The organism is Photorhabdus noenieputensis, assembly GCF_018448935.1.
In the GTDB taxonomy this organism is placed as follows: Bacteria; Pseudomonadota; Gammaproteobacteria; order Enterobacterales; family Enterobacteriaceae; genus Photorhabdus; species Photorhabdus noenieputensis.
Window position 1 is genome coordinate 21378 of record NZ_RCWC01000008.1, and the last position, 11960, is coordinate 33337.

At 41.4% G+C, this 11960-nt stretch carries 10 protein-coding genes; 7 read left to right on the forward strand and 3 right to left on the reverse strand.

Annotated features, from left to right (window positions below):
- Positions 1-77 precede the first annotated feature (77 nt).
- Complete coding sequence (locus tag EAE91_RS07940) at positions 78-914, reverse strand: helix-turn-helix domain-containing protein (protein ID WP_214088018.1); 837 nt, start codon at positions 912-914, stop codon at positions 78-80.
- Positions 915-1304: 390 nt separating this feature from the next.
- Between EAE91_RS07940 and EAE91_RS07945 the strand changes: the two genes are divergently transcribed.
- The 6 genes from EAE91_RS07945 (at position 1305) to attM (ending at position 6910) form a co-directional block, all read left to right on the forward strand.
- Positions 1305-2255, forward strand: a complete 951-nt coding sequence (locus tag EAE91_RS07945) for a 4-hydroxyproline epimerase (RefSeq protein WP_214088019.1) — start codon at positions 1305-1307, stop codon at positions 2253-2255.
- Complete coding sequence (locus EAE91_RS07950; RefSeq protein WP_214088020.1) at positions 2252-3379, forward strand: NAD(P)/FAD-dependent oxidoreductase; 1128 nt, start codon at positions 2252-2254, stop codon at positions 3377-3379. Before EAE91_RS07945 ends, EAE91_RS07950 begins: the two co-directional genes overlap by 4 nt.
- On the forward strand, positions 3376-3630 hold the full coding sequence (locus EAE91_RS07955; protein WP_214088021.1) for a (2Fe-2S)-binding protein: 255 nt from the start codon (positions 3376-3378) through the stop codon (positions 3628-3630). Before EAE91_RS07950 ends, EAE91_RS07955 begins: the two co-directional genes overlap by 4 nt.
- A gap of 2 nt (positions 3631-3632) precedes the next feature.
- Positions 3633-4925: an FAD-dependent oxidoreductase gene (locus EAE91_RS07960; RefSeq protein WP_214088022.1), complete on the forward strand. Its 1293-nt coding sequence runs from the start codon at positions 3633-3635 to the stop codon at positions 4923-4925.
- 139 nt (positions 4926-5064) lie between these two features.
- A complete protein-coding gene (locus EAE91_RS07965) occupies positions 5065-6042 on the forward strand; it encodes a P1 family peptidase (protein WP_214088023.1) in 978 nt (325 codons plus the stop codon).
- A gap of 76 nt (positions 6043-6118) precedes the next feature.
- Positions 6119-6910: an AttM family quorum-quenching N-acyl homoserine lactonase gene (attM, locus tag EAE91_RS07970; protein ID WP_214088024.1), complete on the forward strand. Its 792-nt coding sequence runs from the start codon at positions 6119-6121 to the stop codon at positions 6908-6910.
- A gap of 119 nt (positions 6911-7029) precedes the next feature.
- Here attM and EAE91_RS07975 read toward each other — a convergent pair whose 3' ends face one another.
- On the reverse strand, positions 7030-8001 hold the full coding sequence (locus tag EAE91_RS07975) for a class I SAM-dependent methyltransferase (RefSeq protein WP_244868732.1): 972 nt from the start codon (positions 7999-8001) through the stop codon (positions 7030-7032).
- Between the two features lie 537 nt (positions 8002-8538).
- Here EAE91_RS07975 and EAE91_RS07980 point away from each other — a divergent pair.
- A complete protein-coding gene (locus tag EAE91_RS07980) occupies positions 8539-9774 on the forward strand; it encodes a stiblene epoxidase (RefSeq protein ID WP_214088025.1) in 1236 nt (411 codons plus the stop codon).
- A gap of 155 nt (positions 9775-9929) precedes the next feature.
- Here EAE91_RS07980 and EAE91_RS07985 read toward each other — a convergent pair whose 3' ends face one another.
- Positions 9930-11633, reverse strand: a complete 1704-nt coding sequence (locus tag EAE91_RS07985; RefSeq protein ID WP_214088026.1) for a glycoside hydrolase family 18 protein — start codon at positions 11631-11633, stop codon at positions 9930-9932.
- Positions 11634-11960: the final 327 nt, after the last annotated feature.

An 11960-nucleotide genomic window follows, 5' to 3' on the forward strand; every position in this document is an offset into this window, starting at 1 on the left:
AGACCTTGATGGAGCCCTAATGACAGGTAAAAAGATCGGCTTCTCAAATATATGATTAATTAACCCAATACGGCAAATTACTCCGGTCCTATTGACTGACGAAAATCACTGGGCGTGAGTCCAGTTGACGCTTTAAATTGCCGAGTAAATGCGCTGTGATCCGTATAACCACATTGCAAGGCGACATCTGTGATAGATAATTCTGTAGCCAACAATTCAGACGCTTTTTCAATTCTAATTTTGTGGATCATTTGCCGAGGTGTCAGGTGAAAGATACGTTTACAGTAACGTTCCAATTGAGCAACCGAGAGACGTGTTAAATCAGTTAACTCTTCGAGACGAATTGTTCGATCAAAATTTTCACGAATATAATCATCAACGATAGCCAATTTTTGGTACACAGGGTGATTTTCCTTAACTTCCATTAAATCATGAGAAATTCCTGCCATACCAATAACTTGATTATGCTGATTATACAATGGCAATTTATATGTCATGCACCAACCTGCTTTGCGTCCATGATAAAAATGTAGCTCCAGTTGGTTTTGGATAATTATCCCTTGATGCAACACACGTAAATCCTGTTCGGTGTAACAACTACCCATCTGAGCAGGAAAGATTTCGGAAGAGGTTTTACCGAGTAGCGCAGAGATCGACTTAAATCCGCAGCGTGTGGCTAGCGTAAGGTTCGCAATTAGATAACGTGCTTTGATATCTTTGATAAAGAAAACCACGCTGGGAATTGCATTTAACAATGGTGTAATTAAAGCAACCGCATTGAGAATATCTTGCAGGTTATTGGGTTTGTGATTAACTAATCCACTACAAAGCGCCGATAAAAACTCAACATTACAAGCATCATGACCATTTGTACCAATGCCATTTTTTTCATTGTTCTGGTATATATTCATCATCAATATCTCCACTCTATTACCATTAAAATGGGATTTTTGACCCATGTTTAGTTATTTACCTTGATTAAAAAGATAAATATCAGATTCGACATATTAGCAATATTCAAAAGAGCTATTTTATGTTCATGTGATAATTGTCACAGAAAGTTATTCCGGCCTCCTTGTTTACCTATTTGATTTTATAGATTAATGCATAAATTTTTTCTGGTAAAAACAGAAATAACACTCATCGGGTTTATGTATAATTTTTCATTTTATTGAAGTGCCTCTATGATAATTCAATGATTTTTTCATTGTGCTGATTTCAGCATATTGCAGTATGAAATTCATCAAGCGGCAAACGAAATACTACGCCACCATTTACTAAAAATACGTTAATTGGATGGCTTTATGGCAGATAAGCATGATTATCAGATTGTTCGCGTCATTGATTCACACACAGGTGGAGAACCTACCCGCACGGTAATCGAGGGATTTCCATCTCTTGGCGAAGGAACCGTCGCCAAACAGCGTCAACGCTTTGAAGCCGAATTTGATCACTGGCGCAAGGCTCTCATTCTTGAGCCAAAAGGGAATAATATGTTGGTAGGTGCACTTTTATGTCCGCCTACTACACCTGACGCAGATATGGGGGTTATCTTCTTTAATAACACGGGATACTTAGGCATGTGCGGCCACGGCACGATGGGCCTTATTACTTCGCTCTATCATCTGAGCTGGTTGACCCCCAACAAATATAAAATTGAGACCCCTGTTGGGATTGTCGAGGCGGTACTCCATAAGGATGGAGCAGTGTCTGTTTATAATGTCCCCTCTTATCGTTATCAGCAAAATGTCACCGTGAACGTGCCTGATATAGGTGATGTTAATGGAGATATTGCCTGGGGAGGAAATTGGTTTTTTCTGATCGGTCAGCATAACCTGTTTCTAACCCCTCACCATATCGATGAACTTACGCAATACAGTTGGGCAGTCAGGCAGGCTCTGGAACAAGCGGGGATCACCGGTGAAAATGGTGAATGTATTGACCATATTGAATTGTTCGCTCCTGATAACGATGCTGATAGTCGCAATTTTGTGTTATGTCCGGGGAAAGCCTATGACCGTTCACCGTGTGGCACTGGTACAAGCGCTAAGTTAGCCTGTTTGGCGGCGGATGGAAAATTGCAGCCGGGTGAGATTTGGCACCAATCCAGCATTATTGGTAGTGTTTTTGAAGCCCAATATCAGTGGGTTGGTCGGAAAATTGCTCCAGTGATCAGGGGAACAGCGCATGTTTACGGTGATAACAAGTTAATCATTGCCAAGAGCGATCCTTTTGTCTGGGGAATCAATGTATGACTCCCTGCCAAATATCGGATGTCATTATCGTTGGCGCTGGCATCGTTGGAACCGCATGTGCTTATCAATTGGTACAGGATGGTTTGAAAGTCGCTGTAATTGATGATGGTGGTAAAGGGGCAACACAGGCAGGAATGGGGCATCTCGTGTGTATGGACGATAATCCTGCTGAACTGGCACTGAGTAGTTACTCATTAGATATATGGCGAACGTTCACCCCACATATGCCAGAAAATTGTGCCTGGCGTAGATGCGGCACACTTTGGCTGGCGGATGCAGAGGATGAAATGGCACTGGCTGAGGAAAAAAGCGCACGTCTCGCCGCCTATGGAATTGAAAATACCCCGATGACAGCGACACAGATTCACCAACTGGAACCTATGGTGAGAAGTGGGATTGCCGGTGGTTTGTCTGTTCCTGAGGATGGGATGGTCTATGCACCGAATGTCGTACACTGGTTTCTTGCTCGCTGTAATGAAAAGACTCAGTTTATTAAAGGGCAAGTACATGCCTTAGAGCCTCAGACCGTTGTGCTACATGATGGAAAGAAATATTGCGCGCCGAGAATATTGTTGGCAAATGGGCTGTGGAGCACACATCTATTACCTGAATTACCGATTATCCCTAAAAAAGGGCAACTGGCGATTACAGATCGTTACCCTACCTGCATCACACATCAACTGGTGGAATTAGGGTATAGCGCCAGTACACATGCATCGAATGGTACGTCAATCGCTTTCAACGTTCAGGCTCGCCCTACTGGTCAGCTTCTAATCGGCTCCTCACGCCAGTTCCATAATGAACAACACACTATTGATCTCGCCCTACTCCGTTCTATGCTCCAACGCGCACTTTATTTCTTACCTCAACTTGGTCAGATGAATATCTTACGTTGTTGGTCTGGCTTTCGTGCTGCGACTCCAGATGGATTGCCGCTATTGGGGCAACATCCTGATTACGAATGGCTATGGCTGGCTGTGGGCCATGAAGGATTAGGTGTGACGACCGCACCGGGCAGCGCCAAAATCATCTCTGCATCGATGCTGAACAGAAAAACGGAGATTGATCCACTGCCTTACCAACCCGCACGTTTCACTGCTATGGCCTGTAAGAGGTCGCCATGACACTCAAAAAACCACCATTTACCGCTTTATTTATTGATGGCGAACTGATCACCGTGCCTGCGGGGATTACTGTAGCGGCAGCGCTAGCGTATATCGGTGATGAGCATTGCCGTATCTCTGTATCACATCAATTGAGAGTGCCTTTTTGCGGTATGGGGATCTGCCAGGAATGCCGTTTGATGATTAATGGTCGCCGTCGTGTAGCGTGCCAGACAATTTGCGAAATGGGTATGAAAGTCGAGAGGATCTGAACATGACAACACCCTCTTCTTCTACGGTATTGCACTGTGATGTTCTGGTTGTTGGCGCAGGACCGGCAGGATTAGCTACCGCACAAGCTGCGATACAAGGACAACAATCCGTTATCCTGATTGATGACAATCCCAAAGCAGGCGGGCAAATTTGGCGTCAAGGACCATTTCATACATTGCCACCGATAGCGAAACGTTATTTGTCGGTACTATCAGAAGATGACTTGATCTATTTACCGGGTTGTAAAGTGATTGCAGTAGACAGCCAATGTGTGATTGTTGAAACGGCAAGTAGGCACCGAATGGTTCACTACCAACGCCTCATTCTTTGTACTGGAGCCAAAGAAAAATTACTTCCTTTTCCCGGATGGACGTTGCCGGGTGTCACGGGCGCAGGCGGATTGCAGGCATTGATAAAAAATGGCCTGCCCATGACTGATGAGCGTGTCGTTATTGCCGGTAGCGGTCCCCTTCTGCTCGCGGTTGCGAAGACGGTAAAAAAAGCGGGAGGGAACGTGGTTGGTATCATTGAACAAGCGCCTTTACACCGCTTATTTTCGTTTGGCTTGCGACTGCTGCGCTGGCCTAACAAGTTGCATCAAGCCATCGCTCTCATGCCACTTAAAAATTATTACAAAAACAGTATGGTGTTAGGCGTGGAAACCTCGATAGAAGGCAGGTTGACCGGAGTGTATATCAGTAATAAAGGGCAGAAACAGAAATTACCCTGTACACGTTTAGCTTGCGGTTTTGGTTTAAGACCAAATACAGAATTGGCACAATTACTTGGTTGCTTGCTGGATGAACAAGGAAATGTTCAGGTAGATGCGTGGCAACAGACGACTATACCTAGTGTATATGCAGCAGGAGAATGCACAGGTATTGGCGGCAGTGAACTTGCACTTTGTGAAGGATTTATTGCCGGGTTTGCAGCGAGTGGTAAATACGCACTGGCTGCAAAATGGCAGCAGAAACGAAGAAAATGGCACTGTTTTGCCACAGCGGTAGCACAAACGTTTAAATTAAATAAAGAGATCACACAGGCACTTCCCGCCGATACCTTGATCTGTCGTTGTGAAGACGTAAGTTTAAACGAGCTTGAACCATTCCAAGATTGGAATAGTGCAAAAATGGCAACACGGTGTGGCATGGGAGCTTGTCAGGGAAAAATCTGTTCTGCCATTCTCCACGATATCAAACATTGGGCAATACCAGCTCCTCGCATTCCACTATCGCCTACCAGTCTTGAAACGCTGGCAGCAGGAGCCACGGAAAAAATTAATTTTTCTGACTGATAGATCAATGTCCCCTTTCGTTTATCAAACAGAACTCCCACTAAACATCACAGTTTGTTTGGTCGCCTTTGCTATGATTCACATCGAAAATCATTAAAACCTGTAATGAGTTATTTTAAAGATTAAGGTGTGAACATTTATGTATAAGACAAATGGAACCATTTTAGATGTACCGGGTGTTAAGGTTGGGCATGCTGAGGATGAGTTGGAACAAACCGGTTGTAGCATTATCATTTTTGACAACGGAGCTGTTTGTGGCGTTGATGTCAGAGGCTCTGCCCCGGGGACAAGGGAAACCGAGCTTTTAGATCCCATTAATACTGTTCAGAAAGTCAACGCGGTGGTGTTAAGCGGAGGTAGTGCTTTCGGGTTAGATTCCGCCTCTGGCGTAATGCGCTATCTTGAAGAAAGAAAACAAGGGTTTGATGTCGGTGTTACTGTCGTACCTATCGTCCCTGCCGCGATAATTTTTGATCTAAATTTTGGCGATCCTGCTGTGCGCCCTGACGCTAAAATGGGCTATGTTGCCACGCAAAACGCTTCTGTAAGTCCTTTTCCATCGGGAAATACTGGTGCCGGTGCCGGAGCCACTATAGGTAAAATGGCCGGTTTTGACAAAGCCATGAAAGGTGGCCTTGGAACCGCATCGGTTAAATTACCTGGGGGGCTGACAATTGGCGCAATGGTTGTTGTAAATGCTGTTGGTGAAATCAGAGACCCTAAAAATGGTAAAACCATTGCAGGTGCATGTGATAAAAACGGTCATCTTATCGATCTCACTCCCTACATTATAAAAAATAATAAAGATAATAATTTCATTCAGGGAGCAAATACGACTATTGGCATAATTTGTTGTAACGCCAATATGAACAAAAGCCAGATGAAAAAAGTTGCCCAGATGGCTCATGATGGCCTGGCGAGAACGATATACCCCGTTCATACCATGAGCGACGGGGATACTATTTTTGCAGCGGCAACAGGTGGTGTGAACTCATCAGTGAATACGGTTGGTATTCTTGCTGCCGAGGTCATGGCTGCTGCGGTTTTAGATGCTGTAAAATCAGCTAAATCAAAATTTGGTGTTAGAGGCTATGCTGATTTAGCACTTTCGATTTAGCACTTTTAAGGTAAGGTGATGCTGGTAGCCTTCCAAACTTGAACTACCCTACAAACCCGATAAAAAGGTTAACGTTATGTCAGACATTCGCCTGTATATGCTGCAAACCGGAACCATAAAATGTAAGGTTCACAACATCAAGATGAATCAAGGCAACGGTGCCGATTATGAAATTCCGATTCCATTTTTCTTACTCACTCATCCTAACGGCCATACACTAATTGACGGCGGCAATGCAGTTGAAACTGCAACTGACCCCAAAGGCTACTGGGGAAATATCACCAAAGCCTACTGGCCGGTGATGCGTGAAGATGAAGGTTGTGTCGCTCAAGTTAAAAAGTTGGGTATCGATCCCGCAGATATCCGCTATGTAGTGCAATCCCATCTTCATCTCGATCACACTGGCGCAATAGGACGCTTCCCCAACGCGACACATATCGTACAACGACGTGAATATGAATACGCCTACACACCTGACTGGTTTTCTGCTGGTGGCTATATCCGCAAGGATTTTGACCGTCCCGGTCTGAAATGGGAATTTCTCGATGGGGAACGCAATGACATGTTTGATGTTTATGGCGATGGCACGTTAAAAACGATATTTACTCCAGGGCATTCGCCGGGACATCAATCACTACTGGTGACCCTGCCGAACAGCGGCAACCTGCTGTTAACGATTGATGCCGCTTATACCCTCGATCACTGGGAAGAACGTGCATTACCTGGGTTTCTCACCTCTGCCACTGAAACCGTACGTTCGGTGCAAAAACTGCGGCATCTAGCCAAACGCACGAATGCAATTGTGGTAACAGGGCACGATCCGGATGCCTGGCCAACATTCCGTCAGGCACCGGAATATTACGATTAACTCGAATTTGTCAATGCAAAATAGCCAGTAACGAGAAAGTAGACGTTTCTGGCTTGGCACTCACTTTACGAAAGTTTAACTTACTATCCGAAATAACCGTTATTCCTCCTATTATCCTATTATCCTCTTAGCCAATCATTGACAAAAGACTGGGCATTTTCAGATTTAAACCCAATTGAAGATATACCGGTTGGTTTCCACAAAAGCTCAATAACACGCACTTTCTGGTTATAATCAAGAGTATTAAATAGTTGACTTAACTGTTTATCTAAAAGCAAATCTCGATATTGAAGAAAACATTCATCATTGAATTGATCGCCACATCCAGCAAAAAGCTTACTGCCGTTTTCACGATTAAACCCACAACATTTCACACACTTAAAGCCAGATTTATAATAAAAATCGCATATCTCATCATATCTATATGCATTGACAATAGGATTCAAAAATGCGTCTACATTAACAGCAATCTGATCAACACTATCATCCAAATGATTAGCTGTTCTATCGCCATATTGATTCTGACTTAAGTTTTTGCATAGTTTATTCATTAAATCAGTATGTAAAAAATATTCTTCTGTATGAATTTGTTTTGCAAAAATCTGTAAAAGTTCTCGCTGCCTTAATCGTTCATATTCTCCTATAGCATTGTATAGCCAAATAAGCGCCATACCTTCTTCATTTAATGAACGTGACGCTGTTAAAAAACCCTCTTGTGGACACTCCATATGATGAATAACACCGGTAGAAACAACAACATCAAATTGATTATCTCGTGTTAGCTTCTCAATCGTATTATTTTCTAACGTGACGTTATCCAATCGATGATAAGAGATCAACTTATCTGCTACCTCTAACGCTTTATCCGTCATATCAACGCCCACAAATTGGGTATCGGGATACATACTTGCCAGCCCTACCAAACGATGTCCCGTTCCATACCCTAAATCGAGCACATATTTTCCCGTTAAATAACCCGGCTTAAATATCAACCCTACCACCGTGGCCATATCATAAATAAGATTATCCCCAATGGCAGAACTAGGATATGGATATCGGTTATACATCGCTTTAACATCCTGATTACTCATATCTATTTCTCCGAACAAAATGATAAATCAGTGGTACTAGCTCATAATGACCAATCATAGTTAGTATAGTGGTCACCCTCACTAAATTCATGACAACAAGTAATTAAAGTATTTCATAACGGGAAAAATATATTAGACTTAATTAAAGTTGGAATAATTTCATATCCATAAGAATATAGCTAATAATTTATTACATGATCTTTACCCTTATCATATTTATAATCCATTTGAATAGTTTAAGACAATAACAATCAAAGCAAGATGAATATTGATTTAATAACGAATCAAAACCTGTAAAAAATAAAAGTTCACTTCTGTAACTTAAGCATTCAATTATTTAATAAACAGCAATATAAATTTTTGGCGAAATATTTTTAAAAAAATAACTAGAGAACACCTTGCTCTCTTTCTATGTACCGTATATTTTTATTTTAAATACTACAAAAAAAATCATGGCTACGATTAGATAATATCAGATAGATATAGTCTCACCTGATCTAGCCAGAATCTCTTGTATCTACAACTGGAGAAAATATTATGCACGTTGGTATTATTGGGGCAGGAATTGGGGGTGCATGTTTAGCTCATGGATTACGTAAAAATGGAATCAGAGTAACGATCTATGAACGAAACCCTGCGTTGTCATCCGAACTTCCCGGTTATGGAATTCATATTAATACATTCGGCAAGCAGGCACTGCAAGAATGCCTCCCGGATGCAAACTGGCTAACCTTTAAGGAGGCATCAAGATATATTGGCGGACAATCACGGTTTTATAATGAACGTATGCGTCTTCTCGCCGTTCAGGGTGGTATTTCGCCAATGGCAGGAAAGATTATTTCCGAGCAACGTCTGTCAATCAGCAGAACTGAACTGAAAGAAATACTAAACAAGGGGCTTTCAAGCATAATTCAATGGAATAAAACATTCGTCCGTTATGAACATATTGAAAACGGTGGTATTAAAATTTTCTTTGCCGATGGCAGTCACGAAAATGTCGATGTGCTTATCGGTGCAGATGCCAGCAATTCAAAAGTACGTAAACAATACCTTCCTTTTATCGAAAGATTCGATGTTGGTGTTAGTATGGTCATTGGTCGTGCGCGTCTTACCCCGGATCTCACAGCTTTACTACCCCAAAATTTCCTGGACGGCACACCTAACAGCATCGTACCTAAAAGCCCCGACTGGTTGTTCATCTCTATGTGGCGTGCCCCAGTTAATATCCATGTAGACGCCGCTTTAGCAGAAATCGATAACTTTATAGTATGGGTTTACGTAGCGGCAACAGATAGTCTTCCTTACAATATCACCGATTTTTCCGCAGAAGCCCTCTGTGATCTGGTCCGAGCCCGTATGATTTCATGGGACCCAAGCCTACATACTCTGATTAAACAAAGTGATATGGAAAACATATCTCCGCTACATTTACGCAGCATGCCTCATCTTCTACCTTGGAAATCGAGTGCTGTCACATTACTTGGGGATGCTATTCATAACATGACGCCAATGACAGGCTCAGGAGCGAACACAGCGCTGCGAGATGCTCTTTTACTCACACAGAAGCTTGCCAGTGTAGCGTCGGGCCACGAAGAGTTAGTCAAGGCAATTTCAGATTATGAGCAACAAATGCGCGCATATGCTAACGAGATCGTTGGAATTTCACTGCGCAGCGCTCAGAATGCGGTAGGACATTTTTCAATACCACCATTAAAACAACGGCATTTGAGCATAAGAAGAAATACATCTCAAGGTTATCAACACCGGCGTTAATATTCCGAGTGAATTGTCATACCTGAGCGGATATATCATTACATATCATTACTCCAGATACACTGATTACAACAGTAAGAAAAAAGTAAAGATAAAAAAGAACTAAAAAGGAGCCGCCACCAGTATATATCATACTGGTGGCTTGGTTTAATTAATTATGCAATTTTTACCCAAGGATAAGCATCAGATGTTTCTGCACCGTCTGGCACGGTTCCTCTATTCCACCATTTAGCTTCCCAATTTTGCTTGTTCCAACTCACTCTATCGCCAGCCTTATACACTTTATTTGCATCCCAGACAGGGTAATCACTCCCTGTATCTGGATTAACTGGATCAACCGGTTCAACATTAATACCTTTGAAATAGAATGGTGCCATATCTATCTTTTTCGTGATTAACTCACAACCAAGACCTTCTCTAGCTGCATTGACTAATAAACCACGATCTTGGTCTGCGGTCCATGTAAATATTCCCCCCAGATTCTTTTCTAATGCATATTGTGCCTTAGCTTTAACGGAACGAGGAGTATCAAGAGAAATAAACAACTTGCTTTCCTTATTATAGAGATAATCAGCATCTGCTATTTCATCAGTATACAAGTCAAAATTATATATCCCCCTCTTTTCTTCCAAATCTAAATAATTATATATCGTGTCGTACCATTCTGTTGTCCCTGATTCAAATGAGCCGGTCGTTGTAATCTTCGGATCTTTTTTCGGGACATAGCCAGGATCATAACTGCCAGATAATGGAGAATAACTATCAATAACCGTATTTCTTCCATTGCGTGAATAGCCGGTGTAACCAATGTTGATTGCAGACGCAGGCACACCAAGGCTCAATAAGTATTCAACCGCCTTTTCCACACTATTCTCACCGCCAGGATAATTACGGAGATTCGTGTGATGTAACAACCTTTCAGCCCACGGAGTACCAAAGAAATCATAGGTCATAACGTTAATACCATATAGCCCAGCTTGCAGTAATTCAGGTATTTTTGATTTTTCCATTTTCTCTGGTACCGCCGAACAAGCGATACTTATTTTTATATCTGAACGACCTGCTTCTTTAAAAGCAGCAGTTAAATCTTTAATTAAACTAACATAATAATCGCCATCGTCTGGCGCATATATGTTACCTTCATTTCCAGCAACTCCCGGATACTCCCAATCAATATCAATTTCTGTAAACATAGGGAAACGTTGGAATATATCAACTAGACTCGAACAGAAATAGGATTTTAATGTTTCGTCTCTGACCATATTATAAAAGCCATTACTCATGGTCCAACCGCCAACACTAAATGACATAATAAGGTCATGGCCTTGAGCTTTTGCCGCTTGTTGAACTTTAGCCAATCCACCTAATACGCCCATACTTTTAGATTGTTCAAAATCCCTTGGCATTTGGATATCTTGCCAACCAGAATAAGTACAATTCTGATAAGATTGGCAATCTCCCCAAGCATCTGTGAATGTTACTTCTCCATTATTGGTGCGGGCAAATAATGGCGCTTGCTCTTTAATTTGCTGCTTTTTTTCACCCTCATCACCTAATATTCCACAGAAACCAATAACTAATTTATCATAAGCAAAAGGATTATCTAAAAGGTGCTGTAAATCTATTCCTCTACCTCGACGAATAGGATCTTGATTTCCTTGTAATCTACCATCATATTGCGACCAATCTGTATAATAGCCAAAAACTTTAGGTTTATTTCGTGTGTCATATTTATTGTAGACTGGTAATGCGGTTCTTCCCGATGTGTAACTGAAATTTATTGTTTCAGTTGATGGATTGAAATTATCTATCTTATAAGACTGTTCACTAAGAGAATCTGTCTGGATTATTTTTGACATAAATCACCTCGACTAGATATCAATTTATTTTTCGATGAACACTCCAGTTGCTTTACTTGCGTGGTAACATAATCACATTCTAGCTTGTATTCTTAGGAAAACAAATAATTGCTATTTGTTTGATTGTTAATGGTCAACTCAAATTTATGTCAACGGAATTTATATTACCGACAATTTATTGTCAGATAGTAAAAGCAAATAATTGCAAATTGTAAATATATTCATTGTCATTATTGCATCATCCACCTCCATTAAATTTGTAAATTAATTTTTACGAATTATTTATTTTAATTTTGTTTTCAATTGACTAATTCTTATATTTTATAT

What these genes read in the sequence shown, in the direction of transcription:
- EAE91_RS07940 (WP_214088018.1), bottom strand. Translation starts at nt 914, where the DNA reads ATGATGAATATATACCAGAACAATGAAAAAAATGGCATTGGTACAAAT.
- EAE91_RS07945 (WP_214088019.1), top strand. Translation starts at nt 1,305, where the DNA reads ATGGCAGATAAGCATGATTATCAGATTGTTCGCGTCATTGATTCACAC.
- EAE91_RS07950 (WP_214088020.1), top strand. Translation starts at nt 2,252, where the DNA reads ATGACTCCCTGCCAAATATCGGATGTCATTATCGTTGGCGCTGGCATC.
- EAE91_RS07955 (WP_214088021.1), top strand. Translation starts at nt 3,376, where the DNA reads ATGACACTCAAAAAACCACCATTTACCGCTTTATTTATTGATGGCGAA.
- EAE91_RS07960 (WP_214088022.1), top strand. Translation starts at nt 3,633, where the DNA reads ATGACAACACCCTCTTCTTCTACGGTATTGCACTGTGATGTTCTGGTT.
- EAE91_RS07965 (WP_214088023.1), top strand. Translation starts at nt 5,065, where the DNA reads ATGTATAAGACAAATGGAACCATTTTAGATGTACCGGGTGTTAAGGTT.
- attM (WP_214088024.1), top strand. Translation starts at nt 6,119, where the DNA reads ATGTCAGACATTCGCCTGTATATGCTGCAAACCGGAACCATAAAATGT.
- EAE91_RS07975 (WP_244868732.1), bottom strand. Translation starts at nt 8,001, where the DNA reads ATGAGTAATCAGGATGTTAAAGCGATGTATAACCGATATCCATATCCT.
- EAE91_RS07980 (WP_214088025.1), top strand. Translation starts at nt 8,539, where the DNA reads ATGCACGTTGGTATTATTGGGGCAGGAATTGGGGGTGCATGTTTAGCT.
- EAE91_RS07985 (WP_214088026.1), bottom strand. Translation starts at nt 11,633, where the DNA reads ATGTCAAAAATAATCCAGACAGATTCTCTTAGTGAACAGTCTTATAAG.